The 23087-nt window shown below is 40.5% G+C and carries 21 protein-coding genes; 4 read left to right on the forward strand and 17 right to left on the reverse strand.

Going from position 1 to position 23087, the window contains the following annotated elements:
• Positions 1-10: 10 nt before the first annotated feature.
• From PVK79_RS05590 to PVK79_RS05615, 6 genes are all read right to left on the reverse strand, one after another.
• Complete coding sequence (locus tag PVK79_RS05590) at positions 11-1153, reverse strand: N(5)-(carboxyethyl)ornithine synthase (protein ID WP_145237471.1); 1143 nt, start codon at positions 1151-1153, stop codon at positions 11-13.
• 375 nt (positions 1154-1528) lie between these two features.
• Entirely contained in the window at positions 1529-2083 is a 555-nt protein-coding gene (locus PVK79_RS05595; RefSeq protein ID WP_182767530.1) for a TFIIB-type zinc ribbon-containing protein, read from the reverse strand.
• 141 nt (positions 2084-2224) lie between these two features.
• The gene (locus PVK79_RS05600; RefSeq protein WP_084448133.1) at positions 2225-2377 is read right to left on the reverse strand and encodes a DUF2256 domain-containing protein; all 153 of its coding nucleotides are present in this window, start codon (positions 2375-2377) and stop codon (positions 2225-2227) included.
• A complete protein-coding gene (locus PVK79_RS05605) occupies positions 2367-3881 on the reverse strand; it encodes a cryptochrome/deoxyribodipyrimidine photo-lyase family protein (RefSeq protein ID WP_257325473.1) in 1515 nt (504 codons plus the stop codon). The genes PVK79_RS05600 and PVK79_RS05605 overlap by 11 nt, the downstream gene beginning before the upstream one ends.
• Positions 3882-4050: 169 nt before the next feature.
• Entirely contained in the window at positions 4051-5016 is a 966-nt protein-coding gene (locus tag PVK79_RS05610; protein ID WP_257325474.1) for a carbohydrate kinase family protein, read from the reverse strand.
• Between the two features lie 463 nt (positions 5017-5479).
• Entirely contained in the window at positions 5480-6610 is a 1131-nt protein-coding gene (locus PVK79_RS05615) for an ROK family transcriptional regulator (RefSeq protein WP_274804056.1), read from the reverse strand.
• Positions 6611-6925: 315 nt separating this feature from the next.
• Between PVK79_RS05615 and fucP the strand changes: the two genes are divergently transcribed.
• On the forward strand, positions 6926-8233 hold the full coding sequence (fucP, locus tag PVK79_RS05620; RefSeq protein WP_182734443.1) for an L-fucose:H+ symporter permease: 1308 nt from the start codon (positions 6926-6928) through the stop codon (positions 8231-8233).
• Between the two features lie 80 nt (positions 8234-8313).
• On the opposite strand, the gene PVK79_RS05625 is transcribed toward fucP, so the two are convergent.
• Positions 8314-9627, reverse strand: coding sequence for a DASH family cryptochrome (locus PVK79_RS05625; RefSeq protein WP_145237447.1), 1314 nt, complete (start codon positions 9625-9627; stop codon positions 8314-8316).
• 94 nt (positions 9628-9721) lie between these two features.
• On the opposite strand from PVK79_RS05625, the gene PVK79_RS05630 reads away from it, so the two are divergent.
• Positions 9722-10333: a flavin reductase family protein gene (locus PVK79_RS05630; protein WP_145237753.1), complete on the forward strand. Its 612-nt coding sequence runs from the start codon at positions 9722-9724 to the stop codon at positions 10331-10333.
• Positions 10334-10430: 97 nt separating this feature from the next.
• Here the strand turns inward: PVK79_RS05630 and PVK79_RS05635 are convergent, their stop codons facing one another.
• Both PVK79_RS05635 and PVK79_RS05640 read right to left on the reverse strand, forming a co-directional pair.
• Positions 10431-10859 (reverse strand): OsmC family protein, encoded by a 429-nt coding sequence (locus PVK79_RS05635; protein ID WP_145237444.1) that lies wholly within the window; start codon positions 10857-10859, stop codon positions 10431-10433.
• A gap of 219 nt (positions 10860-11078) precedes the next feature.
• Entirely contained in the window at positions 11079-11678 is a 600-nt protein-coding gene (locus tag PVK79_RS05640) for an FMN-dependent NADH-azoreductase (RefSeq protein ID WP_182731070.1), read from the reverse strand.
• A gap of 361 nt (positions 11679-12039) precedes the next feature.
• Here PVK79_RS05640 and PVK79_RS05645 point away from each other — a divergent pair, with 361 nt between their 5' ends.
• A complete protein-coding gene (locus tag PVK79_RS05645) occupies positions 12040-12543 on the forward strand; it encodes a DUF6622 family protein (RefSeq protein ID WP_182731071.1) in 504 nt (167 codons plus the stop codon).
• Between the two features lie 44 nt (positions 12544-12587).
• On the opposite strand, the gene yghU is transcribed toward PVK79_RS05645, so the two are convergent.
• The 3 genes from yghU to PVK79_RS05660 form a co-directional block, all read right to left on the reverse strand.
• Positions 12588-13427: a glutathione-dependent disulfide-bond oxidoreductase gene (gene yghU, locus PVK79_RS05650; RefSeq protein WP_145237410.1), complete on the reverse strand. Its 840-nt coding sequence runs from the start codon at positions 13425-13427 to the stop codon at positions 12588-12590.
• Between the two features lie 235 nt (positions 13428-13662).
• Positions 13663-14259 carry a rhomboid family intramembrane serine protease gene (locus PVK79_RS05655; RefSeq protein ID WP_145237407.1) on the reverse strand — a complete coding sequence of 199 codons (597 nt, stop codon included), beginning with the start codon at positions 14257-14259 and terminating at the stop codon, positions 13663-13665.
• 103 nt (positions 14260-14362) lie between these two features.
• Positions 14363-15046: a type 1 glutamine amidotransferase domain-containing protein gene (locus tag PVK79_RS05660; protein ID WP_149980845.1), complete on the reverse strand. Its 684-nt coding sequence runs from the start codon at positions 15044-15046 to the stop codon at positions 14363-14365.
• A gap of 144 nt (positions 15047-15190) precedes the next feature.
• On the opposite strand from PVK79_RS05660, the gene PVK79_RS05665 reads away from it, so the two are divergent.
• On the forward strand, positions 15191-16114 hold the full coding sequence (locus PVK79_RS05665; RefSeq protein WP_149980844.1) for a LysR family transcriptional regulator: 924 nt from the start codon (positions 15191-15193) through the stop codon (positions 16112-16114).
• Between the two features lie 8 nt (positions 16115-16122).
• Here PVK79_RS05665 and PVK79_RS05670 read toward each other — a convergent pair whose 3' ends face one another.
• The 5 genes from PVK79_RS05670 to PVK79_RS05690 form a co-directional block, all read right to left on the reverse strand.
• On the reverse strand, positions 16123-16857 hold the full coding sequence (locus PVK79_RS05670; protein ID WP_182731073.1) for a dienelactone hydrolase family protein: 735 nt from the start codon (positions 16855-16857) through the stop codon (positions 16123-16125).
• Between the two features lie 69 nt (positions 16858-16926).
• Positions 16927-18252: a glycerophosphodiester phosphodiesterase family protein gene (locus PVK79_RS05675; RefSeq protein ID WP_257325475.1), complete on the reverse strand. Its 1326-nt coding sequence runs from the start codon at positions 18250-18252 to the stop codon at positions 16927-16929.
• Between the two features lie 69 nt (positions 18253-18321).
• A complete protein-coding gene (locus tag PVK79_RS05680; protein WP_182759850.1) occupies positions 18322-19167 on the reverse strand; it encodes a carboxylate/amino acid/amine transporter in 846 nt (281 codons plus the stop codon).
• A gap of 91 nt (positions 19168-19258) precedes the next feature.
• Positions 19259-20686 (reverse strand): amidohydrolase family protein, encoded by a 1428-nt coding sequence (locus PVK79_RS05685; protein ID WP_182759851.1) that lies wholly within the window; start codon positions 20684-20686, stop codon positions 19259-19261.
• A 144-nt stretch (positions 20687-20830) separates the two neighbouring features.
• On the reverse strand, positions 20831-22963 hold the full coding sequence (locus PVK79_RS05690; protein WP_257325476.1) for a M3 family metallopeptidase: 2133 nt from the start codon (positions 22961-22963) through the stop codon (positions 20831-20833).
• Positions 22964-23087: the final 124 nt, after the last annotated feature.

Genomic DNA, 23087 nt, shown 5'->3' on the forward strand with positions numbered 1-23087 from the left:
TGTTTATTAACTAAAGTGCATTATAAGGCGGGTTTAATTGGCGCTTTTGAAACGCTAGAATCGCAGTATTTTTGATTATACCGTCTTCAATATTAATCGCACGACGGATAGTTTCATCTTTTTGCCATTGTGCCTTGCCTGCTAATACTGTAGGTAAGTATACAATCATGGCGGCTGAGATTGAACGTGTTGCGCTTTCCCATAAATAACTAGGTGTATGATCAACCGCGTAATAATCAACGGTTTCATAGCGAAACATCGGATTTGCAAATGTGGTGGGTTTAGCAAAAAAGAACCCCATACCTTCGTCACAGCTTACATCTATAATTAAACTGTTTGCTTTTAGGCAGTCCGCTTCAGATTCAATAACAAAATTAACTGGGTTTGCAGTTTCTTGAAAAGTGCCATTGACGATAATATCGGCTTCGCTAATGAGCTCCGTTAGTGGACGTTGCGTCCCATCGTGTTCAACCACCATCATCCGTGCTTCATCGTGTTGGCCTTGGCGAACTTTAACGTAATGGCAGTCGAGGATCTCTTCGCGTACTTCGTGATCGGGGCGCTGGATGCAAATCGTAATATCTCTAAAACCATGGGCTTTGAGTGCATAAATTGCCCCGCGACTAACAGCACCAAAACTAAAGATGATGGTTTTACGCTGATCACCATAATGTCCATCAATACCTTTGAGCTGCAGTGCATGTAACACCGCACAGTAGCCGGCCATTTCGTTATTTTTATAAAAAGTATGACGGCCAACATTGCCTTGTGGCGACCATACAAACATATCTTCAAACGCAATGAGAGTGAGTTTTCTATCAAGTGCAGCTTGGGTTATTTCGCGTTGTTGTACGCAATGTACGTAGCCCCAAAGGGTTCCACCTTCACGTAGCTCCTGTAAATCAGCAAGCACCGGTTTGGCGATGATCACGGTGCCTATTTTGGTTAAAATATCACTGCGACTTGCAACACCACCGGTTAATGCGGCTATTTGCGCATCGCTCACATTAAAAGCTTCGCCGTAGCCTTGTTCAAAGATCAGTTGTTTTCTAAGTTGTTCTGGAATGCGCTTAAGGTGGTCTGGGTGGATAGGGTAACGTCGTTCATCTGTCTTGCGTGACGTACCAATTACGCCAATAGTTAATTCACTCATGCTATCGCCTTGTTTAAAGTATGCTGAGTTCATAAACGAATGATGCTACTTCGCCAACAAACTGTGGGCTGTTTTACAGGCAAGCGAAACACTTGACTGTAAACAATGGTCTCAGTAAAGGGTTTTGTTATTTACTAAATTAGTATTTTTAATGTAAAGCGGTTTTAAATCAGGTGGTTAACTTGCATAGAATGACAAGTTGAAAGTAAATATGACATAGCCGCGATTGGCTTCTGCGTATTAGCGTTTGAGTATAACAGTAAAACAGTGGCGCATGCGGTTAACACAGCAATAAGAAAATTAAACAAGTACAATGACTGTGGTATTTTTTGTGATAAAAGGACTCGATACAGCGAGTCCCACTTTTTTAGCAGCTTACTTTTCTGCAGAATATGGGTCTTCAGCCATTAGGTAGGCTCTTAAATCGGCTTTTTGTGGTTGTGCATTAAGCCATGTTCTGAGTTCTTTAACTTTTGCATAAGTGTCAGTGCCAAACTTATCAGCGTAAATATCGCTAAAGTTTTGTTTGGTACTTTGCTCTCTAATTTGGTTTTGCCATTGCTGTGTTACTACTGCATTCAATGTACCAGCTAAGCCTTCTTCTTTTAGTAATTCCCACTCACCTGCATCTAACCAGATCCCACCTACTGGTGCGCTGTAATCAATACGGTGGTCAGTTGATGATGAAATACGAAACTTACGCATAATGACCCCCGATACTGGGCAAATTAACGCTTTTTTAGTGTCTTTAGCGTCGGCTTCGAATGAGATATTGTCAGCAAATGCAAAGTTTGGGTTACGCTCTTTCCAAGCTGCAAAGTCTTCGATTAGTATCCAGTGGCCATTACAGTGCGTGCATGTGTGCGAACGAAATTGACCTTCAATAAAACTAGGTTTAAGTAAACCTTTACCACAATTAGTACAATTCATAGTATCCCTTAATTTATTTTACTTACCCTGAAAAACCACCGTTAGGATAATTATTGCTATTTATTATTAATAATAACAATGATGTTACCGTATTTTTAGAATCAATAACAAAGCTTTGTTCTGTTTAACTGCAAATTTTAGCTAGCGCGTTGACTCTTCGTTTTTACTGCGTTTACAGCGCTCTGAGCAGTAAATAACGTTATCCCAGTCGCGCTGCCATTTTTTACGCCAAGCAAAATCACGTTTGCAAGTGGGGCAAGTTTTTTGCGGTAAAGTTAGTTTTTTATGAGCCATTGTGATGGTTTGTCTTGGTACTTTTTGATCTAGGGGCGATGCTTACATGCTTTTTTAAAATCGCAGGAATAGCGCGCTTAACCTCAATACGTTCGCGATATTGCCAAAGCCGTTCTCTCGCTTCTTTAGACGCTTTGGTTAAATCAATCATCGGTGCAGGGTAATCGTCACCTAGTTTAAAGTCGTTAAATAATGCTTCCATGGGTGTTTGCTCCCAAGGTTCATGCAAGTATTCTACAGGCAGCTTTTCAAGCTCTGGGCACCATTTTTTTATAAATTCACCGTTCGGGTCTTGATCCTCAGATTGTTTAATCGGGTTGTAATGTCTAATAGTATTAATGCCCGTAACCGATGCTTGCATTTGTATTTGCGGGTAGTGGATCCCCGGTTCAAAGTCTAAAAAATAGTTAGCCAACGGCAGGCTTGCATGTTGCCAGCTGATGTTTAAATGATGCGTAACAAAACTAACTAACATAGCGCGCATTCTAAAATTAATATAACCGGTGGCTTTTAAACAGCGCATACAGGCATCAATAATAGGAATACCGGTTTGCCCCTGTGCCCAGCGTTCAATATCGCTAGTAACTTGTGCGTCATCACGATATGGAAATGCATGGTACCCCGGATTTAATGCTTTAAATTCCATGCTGCATTCGCTTTCAAACTTTTGCATAAAATGGCAATGCCAATGCAGGCGAGATACAAATGCAGCAAGCGGGCGCTGCCAACCTTTTTTATCAGCATGAGTGCTATGGTATGCGTCAATCGCCATTTGATACACTTGCCTCAGGCTGATATTTCCCCACGCTAAATAGGGCGATAGCCTAGAGCAATGAGTACGGCTTAAACTAGGGCTAGATATTCCTTTTTGATAACCCTTACCGCGTTCAGCAAAAAAGCTTTGCATTACTTCACGGGCAAGTCGTGGGCCCCCATGCTGAAAATGTTCATTATCTTGCGTATAGGAACTAGGCAGCTTGGGGGTTTTATAGTCAGCAAGGGGGAGTGGCTTTATTTGCTTCCAATTAGGTATAGCAATAGGTGCTTGCATGGTTTGTTGCCAGCGTTCGTTCCAATTGTGGCGATTTTTTTTGCCACGTATCACAGCCCCGGTTGGCGACTCTAACCAGTTAATATGATGGTGTTGGCACCATGTTTTAATGGTTTTATCACGTTCAAAAGTGTTGTTTAGCCCTATTTCTTGATGGCTAAACATGTTTGTGATTGCAAACTGCGAGTGAAGCGATTCAAGCAGGGTTTGCATGTCTTCATTAAATATATACACGCGGCTATTAAAGCGAGCTAGTTGGGTATTTAAATCAACAATTGATTGATAGACAAAGCGCCAATGCCGCTCGTTGTAATGCCCATCGTCAAGCAGTAAAGGTTCAAAGTTATAAATTAATAGTGTGGGCAGGCCATTACTAAACGCATTTTTTAAAGGCTGATGATCGCTTAGGCGTAAGTCACGTTTAAACCAGACTATGTTTATTTTTTCTTTCATACTGGTGATATCAAAACCGTATCGTTTATAAATAATTAGGCATAAATGGTTTTATACGTATTAAATGTAAAAGTAGTTTAAAAGCGATTTTGTTAGACGACTAAAACTAAAAATATGAGTTTTAGTCGTTAGTATAGAGGTTACAAATAGGCTGGTTGATTGTAAGTGCTCAGGCAGACAGGTCTTGCTGCGTTGGTAAAGCGTCGAATGCACCAAACTTTGCGACAGTTGAGGCGCCACACTTAGTTGCAAAGTTGATTGCTTTTAATACGTTTTTAAAATTATTGGCCCAATCGGTAAATTCGTTTTTATCACTTACTAGCGAAGCTACTTGGTATAAAAAACCGCCTACAAAAGCATCACCGGCAGCTGTGGTATCTACGACATTCGCTGGTGGACAAGGATATGTACCACTAAATGAGCATGAGGAAAATGTAATTGGCTCGCCACCATCAGTCATTAAAACCAATGACACGCCATTGTCTACCCAGCTTTTTATTGTGGTTTCAATATGCTCAATGCCATACAGGGCTATCAGCTCATCTTTACTTGCTTTAATAACATCAACCGTTTTAGCTATATCATTAATAATGGATGGGGCTGTAAGTGGTTCATCCCAAAAGGCAGGTCGAAAATTAATATCAAAGCATGTAACCGAGTCTGCTTCTTTAAAGTGTTTTAGTGCATTTAACGTCGTATTTAATATGTGAGCCTTAGCTAAAGAGCCTGAGCAAAAACTCACTATTTTAGGGGCTGCAAATAAAGAGGGGGTTAAATCGGAAATCTGCAAATCATAATGCGCGGCGTCTTTATCGTAAAAATCAAATGTACGTTCACCGCTTTCATCTAATGAGACAAAGGCTAGTGCAGTTTTACCTTTTTTAGAAAAGCTAACATGTGATGTTTTAACATTATGTGTATCGAGTGCCTTTATTAAAAAACGACCAAACGGATCATCGCCTACCCTACCAAGCAATGAGCTCAAACCGCCTAACTTTGCTACGGCGACAGCTACATTTGCGGGCGCACCTCCTGCAAATTGAGTGAATCCTAGCTCGCTGCTTAATACTGTTTTATCTATACAATCATTTGAGAGTAAATCAATTAAGGCTTCACCAATTGCAACTACTTCCATTACGTTATTCCTATAAAAATTGTCAGGGTATCGTCTCGTTTTAAACGATACCTTTGGTTAAATCTAAGCCTTGACCACCAAGACAGTTATTGATTTTGGTGTCAAAAAATACGTCGCTTTATGTATCTTCTCGAATCAAGCCAGCTAACTTAGCTGGGTTAATGGCATTGATAGATTCACTCTTTTTTGACCAGATGTGCCCGTTACGATTATGTGCCCAAATCCTAAACCATTTTTTGCTTTTTGTTGCGTGTGATTACAAACTTGCTGTTTTATCAGCCCGCCTCACCAGTTTGGGCAAATTTGTAAATAGAATGTAGAGAACTAAAAGAAATAAATCAACTATTATTACTTATTTTTTTGTACAAGTTTATGGAGTTATTTAATTGAATTTATTTGCGGGTAATCCAGAATATCAAAGCGCCGGCGAATAGCGCCGGCTGCTTGATAAATTTATTGGAAGCTAGTTGTGGGAAAGGCTGACGTTATCTTGAGAAAAATTTATAATTAACGGTAGGTTAGCGCAACCTATTGATTGAGCTTTAGCACCAATAGAGCCGCTTTGTACGGCACAGCGATATATGCCACGATGATCGGCTTGGCTTAATTTTAACTTTGTTGCTAATACTATTTTTTCTCTTACATTGATAGGGATTGCACCATCAATCACAATGGCTTCAAAATCAAAAATAGCCAGTGAGCACAGTGCTGCATAGGCAAGGCCATCTGCAACTTGATCTATCCATTTATCTAAAACAGGGCCTAAATCTCCCCAATATTCTTTTGAACTCCACACTATGTCGGTATTGTAACCATCATCTTTAAGCATTTTTTCAAGTATATACAGCGAAGACTGCATGATCAGCTGTTGCGATGTTAGTTGGCCTTCACTATTGAGTACAGGCCTTGGTAATGAGCCAATAGCTCCCGCATTACCTTTTTTACCAGTAAATAAGGTTTCATTTATAACGACTCCACCACCAATAAAAGTGCCAATAAAAATGTATAAAAAATCAGTAAAGCGAGCTGGGTTGCCAAAGCTCAGCTCTGCTGAGCATGCTGCGGTATCATCATTACATACATAGACAGGAAGAGAGATGATCTGATTGATTCTTTGTTTAAAATCGAAAGACTTCCACTCATTCATTACTTTCTTTGGTGCGCCAGCTTCTTCAGTCCAATTCCAAATTTCAAAAGGAGTTGCAACACCAATACCTAGAATACGCTCGGCTAACTCGTCACTTAAGCTCATTTTAAGTACGCTGATACCTTTTTCAAGAAAAGTGAGCAGACTATTTACAGTAGGGTAGGCACAGTACTCATTTAAGGTTGCGCGTATATTTCCGACCAAGTCAATTAAGGTTAAATCATAACTTCGGCGACCAACTTTTAAGCCGATGCCAAAAGCACCATCAGGATTTAAGGCAAACGGAATAGTGGGTTGGCCAACACGGCCACGCTGTGGCTCTTTTCTTATTAATAACGACTCGGCTTCTAAGCTATTGATAATAACTGTAACGGCTTGTGCAGAAAGACCCGTTTTTTGTGCTATCTCGGCTTTTGGCGCACTCCCTTGTTGACGAATTAAAGACATAATTCGACGTTCATTGTGAGCACGCAAGCCAGATTGGCTTCGGCCTTCTTGTGAGACGAGTCGAGGGTTTTTAGCTTTGATAATGATTCCTGTCTAATCTGTTATTGTCTTGAATAACTTAACTAATTGTACACTGAGCGGACATACTTGGCGACAGCATTGGTTTTATTACTGTGCTGATCATTTAATATTAAATTAACGACAGAGTACAATTAAGTATTGTTAAATGTAATAAATAACTATAGTTGATTTATTGACGAGGTGATATTTACCTGTTTAAATGCTTTACTCAAAGTTAACAACTGAGACATGGCAATGACCACACACACACATACAAAAACACCTCTTGTCTCTAAGGAGATGGTGGTTCCCTTTATTTTGCTTGTACTTTGCTTTGCAGCATGGGGTGCTGCAGCAAATATGACTGATCCGTTAGTTAAAGTATTTAGTAAAATATTTACTATGTCTTCAGTGCAATCGGCACTTGTACAGTTTAGCTACTATGGCGCCTACTTTTGCTTAGCCATTCCTGCCGCTTATATAAATAAACGCTTTTCTTACAAAACGGGAGTATTGACAGGCTTAGGCATGGCTGCGATAGGGGCATTTATGTTTTATCCCGCAAGCCAAGCAATGACTTACGGCTTTTTTTTAGCCGCTTTATTTGTGTTAGCTGGTGGTCTATCTATTTTAGAAACTTCAGCAAACCCCTATGTGATGGGAATGGGAAATCAGCAAAGTGCAACCCGTAGATTAAATTTAGCGCAATCTTTCAATCCTGTTGGTACTAATATCGGTGTGTTTTTAGCCGCAACCCTTATTTTACCTAGCCTAAATATAGCTTCCTCAGATGAGCGTGCAGCTATGAGCGCTGAGCAACTAACTCAGGTAATAAAAGCAGAACTAGATGCGGTTATGGTGCCTTATGTGGGTATGGCTTGCGTACTTGTGCTTATTTGGCTGGCAATTGCATTTACTAAAACACCTAACTTTTGCAAGCAAAAAAAGGTATCTAAGCATGTCGATTTTCGTGCAACCTTTAAACGATTATTTAAAAATACACATTATCGCTTTGGCGTTATTGCGCAGTTTTTTAATGTTGCAGCGCAAACCTGTGTATGGACCTTTACCATTCAATACGTTATGGAAGCACTTGATACAAACGAAGTGACCGGTGGAACGTTTTTGCAATACAGTATGATCACTTTTCTGTTCTCTCGGTTTGTGATGACATGGCTTATGGGATTTATTAGACCAGCAAAACTATTAATGGCAACCTCTGTAATTGCGACGCTACTATGTTTATATATGGTGCAAATGCCAACTATAAGTGGGGTTTGGGCTTTAGTTTGTATATCGGCTTGTTTATCGTTAATGTTTCCCACTATTTACGCAATTTCATTACATGGTTTAGGCGATGATGCAAAGCTAGGTGCTGCCGGATTAGTAATGGCTATTTTAGGTGGAGCGATAGTACCCGTGGTACAGGCTGTATTTATTGATACCTTCAGTGTCGCTTTTTCTTATATTGTGCCAGCAGGCTGTTTTATTATTGTGGCTGGTTATGCAGCATTTGATTTAAAAACAAAAATTAGAACATTTAATAATGTGGCACCTTGCTAAAATGCACAAAACCGAGTCTTAAAGGCTCGGTTTTGTGTGCTACAACTTTTATTCTCACCACCGCTATTCTTTAAGCATTATTAACTGCTTAACGGCCAATCTGCGGCATCTAACGAGTCTATGGCGTGTACCTCATCACCTTGCCAGTGATTAATAAATTGATTATTAGCATCGTAGGTTTGGGTTTGCTTTACTAAATTGAAATGCCTACCCGAGCGAGGATCCGCGCCAACACCTGCAAGGTATTGCCAATTTCCCCAATTAGATGCCACGTCGTAATCAATCAGTTGTTGTTCAAAATAAGCAGCGCCAAAGCGCCAATCTAGCTTGAGCTCGTTTACCAAGCAGCTTGCAACTAATTGCCGGCCACGATTTGACATATAGCCGGTTTTATTCAGCTGTTTCATACATGCATTGACAATGGGATACGGTGTTGTGCCTGTGCACCATTGCTTAAATCGCTGTGGGTAAAAACTGGTTAGTGGCTTACGCTTTGTAATTCCGGCAAAAGAAAATAACTTATTGCCATAACGCAGGCTGTATAGTTGAAAGTATTCACGCCACAGTAATTCAAAATAAATCCAGTAAGTTGAGTCGTTTGCGCCATGAATGTGCTCATAATTACGCAAAGCGTTGACTATTTGCCGAGCACTAATGCAGCCATTAGCAAGCCAAGGAGAAAACTTGGTTGAGTTTTCAATACCAGCTAAAGCGTTGCGAGTTTCTTTGTAGGTAGATGGATTAGCACTTGAAAAGTAATCAGCTAGATGATCAGTCGCACTTTGTTCACCACCTGCGAATAACGTTCGTTCTTTACTGACATTAGGCAATGTAGTTGGCCAAGGCATTGGAGCAATTAAAGGTCTGGCTATGTACACTGGAGGATCTAAAAGTGTATTTATAGTGGGCGTTGTTTGCTCAATTAGCTTTCTGAATTGGCTAAATGTTGCTGGCAGTTCATTAATAGTAAAAGGAAGTTGCTGGTTGTCATATAAGGTAAATGTATTAGCTTGTTTAATAACAAGATCACCATGATTTTTCGCTACATTGAGTAGCGTTTGCTGCTCATCGTAACCAATTTGTTCACTGCAATATAGAGTACGCACGTTGTGATGGTGATAATAATGTTCAATCACCTCATGAGCAGCTTGATGGTAGATCACTAAATGTTGCCCATAGTCTTTCAGAGTATTGTTTAACTGTTGTAAAGATTGCGCTAAAAACTGCCAGCGATGTTGTCCCATTGATTGGCAATCATGGTGATTGCTTTTAAACCATTGAGGGTCAACACAATATATAAAGCTAAGTGCTGTATCTTGCTTTGCAGCAAGAGAGATTAGTGCGTTATCGCTTAGTCGTAAATCGTTAGTAAACCAGTACAAAGAGTGTGTCATAGTAATAAAGCGTTTTTTTCATTTACTTTGTCTTTAATACGTAACAAAGTGAAAAGGCGTTTAGTTTAATGAGTTTAAATTTAATGAGGTGATGATGTATTTTGATTTAACTGATCCTGACGAGCAAAAAGGGGCATACAGTAAATTGGTTGGTGGGATCACGCCAAGGCCTATCGCATGGATAAGCACGTTAAGTAGTGATGGCGTGGCGAATATTGCGCCGTATTCATTTTTTACCGTGGCAAGTGTAAACCCGCCAGTGTTGAGTGTGACTCAGGTAAATCCAGCTGAGAATCAAAACAAGGATACCTTAAACAATTTACTGGCCACAAAAGAGTGCGTTATCAATGTGGTCAGTCATAATCTGGTGGAGCAAATGAATCAAAGTTGCGGTAATTTTTCTTCGCAAACTAGTGAATTTACGGCTGTGGGGATCGCATCATGTGCAAGTCAATCAGTAACTCCATTGGGGGTGGCAGCAGCTAAGGTTCGTTATGAATGTAGCTTACGTGACGTGGTCACTATTTCTGAACAAGCAGGTGGCGGGCAAATGATGTTATTAAATGTAGTTGGTATTTATATTGATGAAAGTGTACTTGTTAACGGCTATATTGACCCAAGAGCTTTAAATACCGTTGGTAAAATGGGCGGAGATTACTTTACGACAACGCATGATTTATTTAGCTTGGCTAGGCCAGAGATTTAGCTGAAATTTTACGTTTATACCTTTTACGTATAGTAAAAACCGTGCAGTAAAAAGCCAAGTAATAATTACTTGGCTTATATACGGTTAATTTTTTAGCTTAGTTGAGTGCCATAGTGAGAGATATCTCAGCATTCATTAATTTTGAGATAGGGCAGCCTTGTTTGGTTTGCTCGCACAGTTTTTTAAATTCTGATTCAGCAATACCGGCAATTTTTGCCTCTACACTTAAGGCTATATGACTAACCTCAAAGCCATCATCCACTTCATCTAAACTAACCACTGCACTGGTGGTGATATCATCAGCAACGTAATTTGCTTCAGTTAACGCAAGTGATAGCGCCATACTAAAGCAAGCACTGTGCGCCGCAGCTATTAGTTCTTCTGGGTTAGTGCCCGCTTTATCTTCAAAGCGCGTATTAAAACCATAGGGCTGATTATCTAAAGCGCCGCTTTCGGTGCTAATTTGACCTTTACCAGATTTAATATCGCCAGACCAATGTGATTGTGCAGATTTCTTAATCGTCATACTCATCTCCTTTGTAATAATTTCGCTAACTGTGAAAAGATTTCACCTTTGCATAGCGAAATGGGCGGTTTATAGAGAGTGTTGCAACATAAGCACCAAGTTTACAAAAGTATTGAATGTTGAGTTACACGGATCCACTGACGATAAGAATGTGTAATAAATGAAATCAGCATGGCTAACTAAAAAGCGGTCCTTACTGACCGCTTGTTTATCAAAAAATTAAAGTGCCGATACGTAATCTGAAATTTCTTTACTAGCGGCGTTTTTGCTGTCATCACCACCTGGCATATTTAGGCCTTCAGCATAAATAAAGTCCACATCGTTGATACCTAAAAATGCAAAAAAGTCTTTTAGATACTTAGTTTGCGTATCCATATCAGTACCTAAGTACATACCGCCACGAGCAGCAAGAATAACTACTTTAGTGTTTTCAACTAACCCAACTGGGCCTGTTTCAGTGTATTTAAACGTAATGCCAGCGCGAGCAACACGATCGATCCACGCTTTTAATGTAGATGGAATACCAAAGTTATACATAGGGACGCCCATCACGATGAGCTTATTATTTTGCAGCTCAGTGACCAACTCATCAGAAATAGCAGCCAGTTTGTTTTGCTCATCGCTGCGTTGTGAAGGCTCTGTCATCCATGCGCCCATTTCAGCTTGAGTTAGGTGTGGTAATGAGTTTTCGGCAACATCACGACGAGTCACTGTAATGTCAGTTTTTTGTGTAAGCTCAGCAATGAACTGCTCACTAAGCTGATGTGAATTACCGTTTTCACCGTTGAGTGATGAGTTGATTAATAATACGTTCTTCATAGCCGTTCCTTTAATTGTAAATTACTAATAAGAGCATATCCTTTTATATTACAAATTAACAATGCAATTTAATGGCTTAACCATTCGATTTAAGAGAATGTTTTAGTTTGCTGCTGAGTGGTTTTTGGTTATCAAATTGCGCTGTTGTTTTGCTACGACTGAAATGATGGCGATTACACTCTGCGATATTTGTTTGTCGTCGCCTTTTACTATTCTCTAAGTTAGCATCGAGATGGCCCATTAAGCTTGCTACGTATATAAAGGTTAAAAAAATGTAATTGTAACTTTATTAATTATTTAAATAAGATTAAGCTCAAGGCACTAATACAATAAGCAATAACAACAATAAAAAGGAAGTTTAGTGATTGATATAATTAAACATACACCGCTGTGGGTGTTCGCGTTATTTGCCGGCCTGATTGTGCTTGGTGTCAAACAAACCCGAGCAAGAGAGGTCACGTTACGCAGTGTTTGTGTGTTACCTGTCGCAATGGCTGGCCTGTCAGTTTTTGGGGTGTACTCCGCATTTTCTGGTGTAATTGCATTAGCAGTTTGGTTTGTGTGTTTAGTACTTGGTTGGGGAGTCGCTCGTCAATTCGGTTTGCCAAAGGGAGTGCGCTACATAAGTGAGCAGCATGTGTTTCATATACCTGGTAGCAAAGTACCATTTATACTAATAATGGCCATTTTCTTTACTAAATATTGTGTTGGAGTGATGTTGGCAATACAACTAGCAGTTACGCAAAGTACAGAATTTATGGTTATTGTCAGCGCGATTTACGGTATTTTAAGTGGCATATTCTTAGCTCGCGGCTTACAGATCCTGCAGGCGCGAAATAACCAAATAGATTTACAGCCAGCATAAGTAACAGCGCGGTTAGTCATACTAATCGCGCTGTTAGGTTTTCGTTAAAAGTCGCTTTTACTGTGGCGCTCGGCTAGTTGCTCATCTTCTGGGCCCCAAGTCCGGTTAACTCTGCGACCACGCTTTACTGCAGGGCGGCGTTCAATCTGTTTTGCCCAGCGCATAACGTGGGTATATGATTCAACATCTAAAAACTCGGCGGCGTCGTATAAATATCCCAATACCAGCGAGCCATACCATGGCCAAATAGCAATATCTGCGATTGAATAGTCACTACCAGCCATGTAATCATGATCACTTAAATGGCGGTTTAATACATCTAGCTGGCGTTTAACTTCCATCGTAAATCGGTCAATAGGATATTGCATTTTGTGTGGTGCATAGGCATAGAAATGACCAAAACCACCGCCTAAATAAGGTGCTGATCCCATTTGCCAAAATAACCAGTTACGGCATTCGGTTTTACTGGTGTGGTCGCTTGGCACTAGCGCATCAAACTTCTCTGCTAAGTATTGTAAAATAGCACCTGATTCAAACACCCGCGTTATAGGGGTCGTACTGTGATCCATCAGCGCTGGAATTTTTGAATTAGGGTTAACACTCACAAAGCCTGAGCCAAATTGATCGCCATCGCCGATTTTAATTAAAAACGCATCATATTCGGCTTCAGTGATACCAAGCTCTAATAGTTCTTCAAGCATGATGGTGACTTTTTGGCCATTAGGGGTTGCCAGTGAGTAAAGCTGAAGAGGGTGCTCACCAACGGGTAAATCTTGCTGGTGCGTAGCGCCTGCAATTGGTCGATTTATTTTTGCCCAGTCACCGCCACTTTCCGCGTCCCACAGCCATACTTTAGGCGGGGTATAGTTTTCGCTGTTACTCATCAAAACTCCTTAAACGTTGGTTACTTTAATTAAGGTTACGAACAACCCATCCTAGTTGATCATTTAGAGCAAGGGAAGCAAAGATAACTTTCATTGGTAATATGAAGATCATTTAGATGAGGTCATGGATGGCCTTATCCACGAGGGTATAAAGCGCTAACCGAAATAGAGAAAGCGCAAATTTATTTAATCCGAGATAATGACGGTTAATATTTTATCTTTAACCTTGCTAACTTTAAAGCTTATAACTTGCGCTTTTCTTATCTTGTTTTGCTAAATAATAGCCAATAAGAATACCAGCGAGTGCGCCAAACAGGTGGCTTTCAAATGACACATGGGGACGCTGTGGCAAAACACCCCAAATTAAACCACTATATAAAAATACCACCGCGACACTAATAGCAATGGCCTTAAATGACCGATGCATAATGCCGTAGCAAATTAAAAAGCCCCACAAGCCATAAAGTACACCGCTCAGGCCAACGTGAATATTAGCGCGACCAAATAGCCAAACCAGTAATCCTCCAACCACAGCAGTAAAGATAAATACAGCCCAAAACCGTTTGACGCTATATTGGCAGACTAGCCAGCCAAGCACTGCAAATGGGATTAAGTTACTAAGCAAATGTGCCCAGCCGCCATGTAAAAAAGGCGCGAAAAAAATACCCGTTAAGCCACTTAGACTGCGAGGGTAAATACCTAATCCATTTAAGTTAACGCCTGGTAAGCTATTAATAATTTGCAGTAAAACACACAATAAAATAATACCAATAAGCGTAAAGCGTTTACTGACTAGAGGAGGAATGCTCAAAGAGCTTTTTGGGTTTGCCATACATCACTTAATTTTAAATATGTTTGACTGAGTATACCTATCCTGATGCTTAATTGAAAAGCCTTGCTGGGTTAAGCAAGGCTTTAGTTACAATATTAAAGAATTAGCCTAATTGGGTCAGCAGTTTTTGCGCTGCAAGCTCAGAGCTGGCAGGATTTTGACCGGTGATCAATAAGCCATCGACTAATGCGAGCACACCCCAATCATCCGTTTTTTGGTAATCACCGCCTTTTTTGATCAGCTCATCTTCTACCAACAATGGAACAATGTCAGTAAGTTGCACTGCGGCTTCTTCACTGTTGCTAAAGCCAGTTACTTTCTTACCTGCAACCAATGCACTGCCATCTGAATTTTTAGCATTTAAAAACACGGCACTTGCGTGGCAAACAGCTGCAACAGGCTTTTCTGTTTTGATAAAGTCTTCAATCAATGAAATTGAGTCTGTATTATCAACTAAGTCCCATAATGGGCCATGGCCGCCTGGGTAAAATACGGCGTCAAAGTCGCTGGCATTTACATCACCAAGCGCTTTTGTATTGGCCATCAATGTTTGTGCTGCACTGTCGTTATCAAAACGTTTTGTAGCATCTGTTGCGGCATCAGGTGCGGCGCTATTTGGATCAATCGGTGGTTGCCCGCCTTTTACTGATGCGAGTGTAACCTCAGCACCGGCATCAATAAATGCATAATAAGGAGCCGCAAATTCTTCGACCCAAAAGCCCGTTTTATGACCTGTATTGCCAAGCTCTGCATGAGAGGTAAGAACCATAAGTATTTTTTTAGCCATAACCATATTCCTTCTGATGATTTAAATTTTTAATTTATCTTACTAACCACTATATGCACTAAGGTCACTTTAAACAACGATGATAAATTCAACTTTATTGGTTTAATAATTGATACAATAAAGTAAGTCAGTATAGGAGATCTTATGAAGGTATCGTTTGAGCAACTCAAAAGTATGGTGGTATTTGCACAAATTGTAGAGCAGGGCAGTTTAACGGCGGCCGCCAAACAATTGGGATTTACTCGTGCAGTGGCAAGTTATCACTTAAAAAAATTAGAAACCCAACTGGAAGTGACGCTGCTTAATCGTTCAACGCGAACTATGGCACTGACCGAAGCGGGGATTGCTTATTATGAGCGCTGCAGAATTATTACTGAGCAAGCTAATGCGGCTAAACAGCAAATAGAAAATATAAAAAGCGAACCACAAGGCTTACTTAAAATTAGCTGCCCGGTGAATGTCGGTATGCAGTTAGTTGTGCCTGCAATCAATGATTTTAAACGTCAGTATCCCAAAATCGATATTGATTTACAGTTAAGTGACGAAGTGATTGATATTATTAAAAATGGCTTTGATTTTGCAATTCGCGGTGTGGCGCTTAGTGACTCCAATTTACAAGCGACTAAACTCACTACTATGAGTACCTGTATTTGTGGCTCGCCAGATTATTTTGCCCATTACGGTAAACCTAAAACTCCAGCGCAATTAAGCGAACATCAATGGGTGGTGTATCAGCTCGGCAGTAAAACATTAACGCTACAAAAAGATGGTAAAAAGCATAACTTAACTATGCAAGGTGGTTTAAGGACTAATAACGCTGCGGCGCGAACTGCTTTTGTTGAAGCAGGCCATGGTATCGGGCGTATTCCACTTTACGATGCATGGCCAAAAGTTCAAGCTGGGCTATTGGAAATTGTACTCGATGACTATAAAAGTAAAGATATAGAACTTTACGGCGTATTTCCACCCGGCGGCGCCGATTCTAAGAAGCTGCGCTTATTTATCGATTATTTAAAAGATTATTTTATAAAAAGGCATACCGCATTGGGTATGCTTAAAAATGTCTAATTTATGGCTTACAAAGTACGGTTAAATAATGCAACGGCTTGCTGGTACATGGTGATTGCTAGTGCGCCGTCGTATCGCTCACCCTCATCACGCATAAAGGCATGTTGGGCGTTAACTTCTTGCCATTGGTAATTAATACCCATACTAACAGCTTGTTGATAAATTTTGTCGCGACCTTGTTGTGGCACATGGGGGTCTTGCTTTCCCCAAATAAAGTGAATCTCACCTTGTATATCAGCCATGCGTTCAAACGAGTTATTACCGGCTTGTGCGGGGAGTGTATCGCTATGAATGTCGGTGGCATATAAGCAAAATGCGGCTTTTATGTGTGTGTTTAATGCGGCTCTATAAGCTAAGTGACCGCCAATACAGACACCCATAGTACCTACAGAGCCGGTGCAATAATCTTGTGTTTGTACAAAGTCGAGCAACGCTTGGGTATCGCTATCGTGGGATTCAAGTGATTTTGCCCACTTATCGTTATTACCTTTATCTTTACCCGCATCATCATAAGCAAGCACTGTCCCGATAGGGTTTAGCTCATGAAACACTTCTGGCACAAGTACTACAAAACCATGGCTTGCTAAAAGTGCAGCGCTGCGAGCAATAGGCGCGGTTTGCTGAAATATTTCAGAATAAAAAATAATCGCGGGAAATTGCCCTGACATTTCGGGGCGGTAAACCGTGGTGCGCATTAAACCTGTTGGGGTAGGCAAGTCTGCATGGTGGTGTTGGATGATCATAAAAGCGCTCAGTTAAATAATATAAAATATATGGTAACTGAGCGCGATAAAATAAACACGCCTTAAAGTTTAAATACTTGCAGGCATTTTATTACAGCTAGCATAGTAACTTACGGTTGCTGGCCAATCGGAAAATATCCCCATGACCCCCACTTCTTGTGCTAAAACATCAACCACAGTTAACATGTCGCCATCGTTATCTATAACATCACTAATAGATTGATAATAATAACCGCCGCCTTCATTTAGAGGGCCAGAGCGTTCAAGGCTCCATGCAATAATATTAAGCCCTGCGGCCTTAGCATCTATAGCGTACTGTGAGGGTACAATATTACTGTCGTTATCTATGGTTAGCAGCATCCAAATAGGGGGCGCTATAATTTTAACGCCATCAGTAGCTAGCTCTGCCATGCTTGGCTGCCATGTTGCTGCGTTATTAGGATCAAACCCTGCATTGCTGTCGCGACCATCCAAATACACACTTTGCGCTGCAAATTCAGGATTAGTGCTAATCCAATATTCTACGTCGGCTAGGTTAAATGATTGCGGATAAACATGGTTTGCGGGTACGTCCATTTGCGTGTATTCATCCAGCATTTTTTGTGCATATTGCGCTTGAGTCATACCATTAAAAGGCATGCTCACTTGAGGCGATTTCAGCTCTGGGGTCATTTTTACACCCAGCTCTTTAAATAGCGCAATACTTTGTTTATGGGTCATGAGTGTACCTGAGGTGGCGTATAAATCAGTGCGCCAACTCGGTGTTCCATTCATATAATCGTTAACATTGGTGGCATTGGTGTTCGCGCCATCCATTTTACCCTCAAGGGTTAAAAATTCCGCCAGGCTAATATCGGTGGTGCAACATTTAGCTGCAGCGGGTGTACCACTGTTAGGATCCGCTGGCGTAAATGGCACGCTGCATTTAGCGGCAAGTTCTGGGATCGCTAAAATATTAGTGGTGGTATGTAAATCGCATTGTGAATGGCGGCATACCAGCTCTTTATCATTTGTAAACGTCACATCGCACTCGACAATGCCAGCGCCCATACGAGCTGCTGCAATGTAAGATTCTTTAGTGTGCTCTGGGTATTGCATAGGTGCACCGCGGTGACCAATTGAAAAATCAGTACGATAAAAAGGGCCGTCTTTGCACGATTCTAATTTTGTTTTTAGTGCGCTGGTGGCCATATCGTCAATTAAGTAGTCGGGGCGAGCACCGAGTTGAATATTCGTACCTTGCGCTACTTCAACAATAACCGGGGTAGGAACTTTAACAATTTCAACTTCAGTGTTGGTAACAACCACTTCTTTTTCGACTATTTCTACATCGTCATCGCAGCCAGCTAGTGTAATTAATAATAAACAACTAGTCAGTAAAGGTGTGAGCTTCATTATTTTTCCTTAAAAATCAGAGTGGAAGCTACCTTACTAATTATTAGTGACAGTTTAACTACAGAGTAATTAATTTACTCTTTTAGCCATTATTTGGTTTACCACTAAGGCAAATAGCATAACCCCCGCGCCAATACTTAATCTGAGTATGTCCGCGTCTCTATTCCAAATAAGTACATTAACAACAATGCCTGCAGGAATAAGCAAGTTGTTCATCACCGCCAGTGCGCCCACATTGACAAGCGTGGCGCCTTTATTCCACATAAAATAGCCAACACCAGATGCCACAACTCCTAAATAAATCAATATGCCCCATTGTGTTGAGGTGCTCGGTAATTTGTTTGAGTTACCAAATAAGACATAACAGCTACTTGCAACAATCAGTGCACCAATAAAAAACCAGCCAAATACAGTTTTATCATCAAGCTGCTTACCTAGCATTAAACGTTTGTAGGTTACTTGTCCTACAGCAAAACTAATATTAGCGCCTTGTACCAGTAATAATCCGACTAAGAAGTTACTGTCTAAGTTTTCATAGCGAATAGTAATTGCACCCAGCACGGCAATAAAAGCGACTATAAAAAACTGTGGGTTAAAATACTTGTTGCACGCATCGTTTAATAACGTGATGTAAAGCGGGGTCATTACAGTAAATAGCAGTACTTCAGGCACACTTAAGAACAAAAATGAGTGGTAATAAAAGCTATACATAATACCGAGTTGTACTGCGCCTATCAGCATGAGTTTGCAAGCAAGTTGGGGAGGTGTTCGTTTTAAAAACGGTAAAAATAGCAGTGTGGCTAGGGCTACGCGAATTAATACACTAAACCAAGCATCAACTTGACCTGCTAAATATACGCCAATTAAACTAAATGAAAACGCCCATAATAGAGTGACGGCAAATAAGTAGCCCATAGTGCTTACTCCAAACTAAAAGCGCGAGTGTATACTACAACGAGTATTAAAGGGAGTGGCTCAGTGAAGTAACCTGAGCCCAGTGATTAATTTACTGTTGTGAACTAACGAATTGCTTGGCATCTACTTTTAGCTGTTCAAGTGCTGCTTTATTGTAATAACGACTATGAGAAATAACCCCAGTGAGCTTTTGCGTGTTACGTACATCAATTAATGGGTTATCAGTTAAGAAAATGATATCGGCGGTTTTGCCTTCTGTAAGTTCTCCAAACTGCGCCGTTTTACCTAAAAACTGTGGTCCAGCAAGTGTTGCTGATTGCAATGTTTGTAATGGCGTTAAGCCATAATCACTAAAAATAGCCAGCTCTTGATGAAGAGATAAACCTGGGTAAATATACGAATTTAAAAATCCAGCATCGGTCCCAGCAATAATTGATACGCCAGCCTGTTGTGCTAAAGGTAGTAATTGAGCTGTTTTAACAAAGCGTTCTTTACGTTGTTTGATTTGATCTTGGGTATCTTTATTGGCTCTGTCTACACGCCATTGGTAAGTGGCTTTAAGACCTTTACCTAAATAATTTAAAAACTCATCATCTTGATGGTTATCTTCATCAATATAAGCGGTGATTTGACCACCAATTAAAGTAGGTACTACGGCCGTGTTATTTTGAGCTAACACGGCGTATTTATTTAAAGCTGTTTGGTTATCAATATTTGCTGTAACAATTGGCAAAGCACTGCGGTAACTCAGTTCACCTGAAGCCACTTTTGCTGATATTTCAGGTTCATTAATTGCTGCGGCTTTTAACAAGTAGGTCATATGCTCAATGGCATCTAACCCTGCATTTGATACATCTGTAACTGATAGCGAAAACGGAATATGACCAGATATTTGGTAGCCACGCTTTTTCACTTCTTTAACTGCTTTTAAATAAAGTTCAGGTGTTAATGCACTATCGGTGATTTTCACAAAATCCACATTCATAGCATCAAGCGTATCAATAGCAGCATTCATTTCCTCGACAGTTTCAACTTCTAAGTCGCCAGGCCAAATAGAGTCTTTACCTTCGAGTTTGGGCCCTGATGTATAAATGGTCGGGCCAACTAATTGGTTATTATTAATTTGCTCTCGCCAGCTTAAAACTGACTCACTTAAATCAGCAGCAGCATCACGTACTGTAGTAATGCCATACGCGAGGTAAAGTGGTAACAGGGCTTTGTTTTCGGCTATAAGCGCTTCACCGCCGCCAAAATGGACATGCATATCCCAAAGGCCTGGCATTAAAAATTGATCATTAGCATCAATGTAATTCTCAGTAATGTAGTTATTTTTTAGTGAGTTGTTAGCGCGCTTTATGATCACACCATCGCGAATAGCAAGGGATTGTTCAACGCTGAGTTGTCCGGTTGTTACGTCGATGATCGTCGCATTAGCGATCACTATATCGGCGTGTTCAGTTGGCTCTGTGGCACATGCAGTCAGTAGTAAGCAAGTTGAAAATAAAAGTATATTTTGCATTGTGTAACTCTAAATTTTTTATTTAGATTAGCATATATATCTTCTGTAAGGTGTTGATTTGAGTTAGAAGGTAACAAAGTTAGGATGAATAATGGCGATAAAAAATGAGAGTCCATTACGGACTCCCATTATAATCATTTTGGTTTACTTAACTAAACCACGGCGCTTAAGTAGGGCGTCGGTAGTTGGCTTTTGACCACGGAACTCAATATAGCTTTGCATTAAGTCGCGGCTGTTACCTTTTGATAAAATCTCTTTGCGGAAGCTATCACCGTTGTCACGAGTTAAGCCGCCTTGCTTTGTCATATGTGCAAAGGCATCAGCTGCAAATACTTCAGTCCAAAGGTATGCATAGTAACCTGCTGAATAGCCACCAGCAAAGGTGTGGCTAAAGTAACAAGACTTATAACGCGGTGGTACTGGGTAGTAAGCAATGCCGTGTTTCTCTAACGCATCATGCTCAAATTTTTGTACATCAGTTATTTTCTTATCAACACCAAATGAATGCCATTCCATATCAAGTAATGCTGCAGCTAAATACTCAGTGGTACCAAAACCTTGATTGAAGTTTTGTGACTCAAGTACTTTGTCGAGTAATTCTTTAGGAATTGGTTCACCTGTTTTGTAATGCTTCGCGTAGTTAGCAAGTACAGTTGGTTCGATGTTCCAATCTTCGTTCGCTTGTGACGGGAATTCAACAAAGTCACGAGCTGTTGCAGTGCCTGCAAGGCTTGGGTATTTTACGTCTGAGAACAAACCGTGTGCCGCATGACCAAATTCATGGAACATAGTCGTAACTTCAGAGAAGGTCATCAGTGTTGGCTGACCGTCTGCAGGTTTAGGGATGTTTTGTGCGTTATAAATTACAGGTTTTGTGCCCTTTAAGCCACTTTGGCTAACATATGCACTCATCCAAGCACCACCACGTTTACCTTCACGAGCATAAGGGTCCATGTAGAATAAACCAATAGCACTACCATCGGCGTTGAACACTTCAAACGCCATTACATCTTCGTGATAAAGTGGTAAATCTTTACGCTCTTTGAAAGTAATGCCGTACAGTTTTTCCATCGCAAAAAATAAACCGTTATGGATCACTGATTGCATTTCAAAGTATGGCTTAACTAAAGCAGGATCTAGGTCGTACTTAGCTTGGCGCACTTTTTCAGAATAGAATGCCCAGTCCCATGGTTGTAAGGCAAACGTTTCGCCTGATGCATCAATTACTTTTTGAATTTCAGCAGCTTCAGCTTTTGCTTTATTTACAGCTTTAGGTGCCAAGTCATCTAATATGCCATAAACGTTTTCAGTGGTTTTAGCCATACGTGTGGTCATTACATATGAAGCCCAATCTTTATAGCCAAGTAGTGCTGCTTTTTGAGCGCGCAAATTGGTTTCTTTGATAATGATAGGGCCATTGGTATTTTGCGCACGAGTCGCTGATGCTTTAAAAATACGTTCACGTAACTTACGGTTTTTTAGGCTGCTGAGAATCGGCTGTTGCGTGGTGTTCACTAACGTGATCATGTAGCCTTCTTTACCTGCTTTTTTAGCGGCAGCGGCAAGGCTTGCTATTTCAGCGTCAGAAAGGCCAGCAAGTTCGCTTTTATCGGTTACTAATACTACGTCCTCTTTAAACGATTTTAATACGTTTTGCGAGAAGGCTGTTGATAACTTAGCAAGCTCAGCGTTGATTTCACGCATTTTGGCTTTTTGTGCTTCATCTAATTTTGCACCAGCGTTAACAAACTTAGTGTAGTAAAACTCAACTAAACGCTGATCTTCGGCATTTAACTTCGCTTTATTGCCATTAATGGTTTCAACACGTGAAAATAATGCTTTGTTAAGATAAATATCATCAGAATGCGCAGATAACACTGGGGCCATTTTTGCTGCAATACGTTGATACTCATCATTAGAGATCAAACCAGATAAGTTATAGAAAGCGGTTGAAACGCGATCAAGCAATTCGCCCGATAGTTCTAATTCAACTAAGGTGTTTTTAAATGTAGCTGGAGCTGGGTTGTTTGCGATAGCCGTGATTTGCGCTTTTTGCTGGGCAATACCTGCATCAAATGCCGGTTCATAATCACTGGTACCAAATTTATCAAATTCTGGTGCCATATATTGTAATGGGCTTGGTTTCATCAATACGTTGTCTACATTGACTGTTTGTACTTGAGTCGTTTGCTCTTTTGTATCAGCATCGTTTTGCGAACTACAAGCAGATAATAATAATGCACTAGCAATTGTAGTTGCTATAAGGGTCTTACGCATGAGAACTCCATAAAATAGGTGAGCCTTGAAAAACAGGCGAGACATAAAACACCCATAACTTAGCAAATTTTCATGTATATACAACTAAGTTTATCGGTTTAAGGTGGGGATTAAGCGCAAAAAA

This window comes from Pseudoalteromonas rhizosphaerae, assembly GCF_028885455.1.
In the GTDB taxonomy this organism is placed as follows: domain Bacteria; phylum Pseudomonadota; class Gammaproteobacteria; order Enterobacterales; family Alteromonadaceae; genus Pseudoalteromonas; species Pseudoalteromonas rhizosphaerae.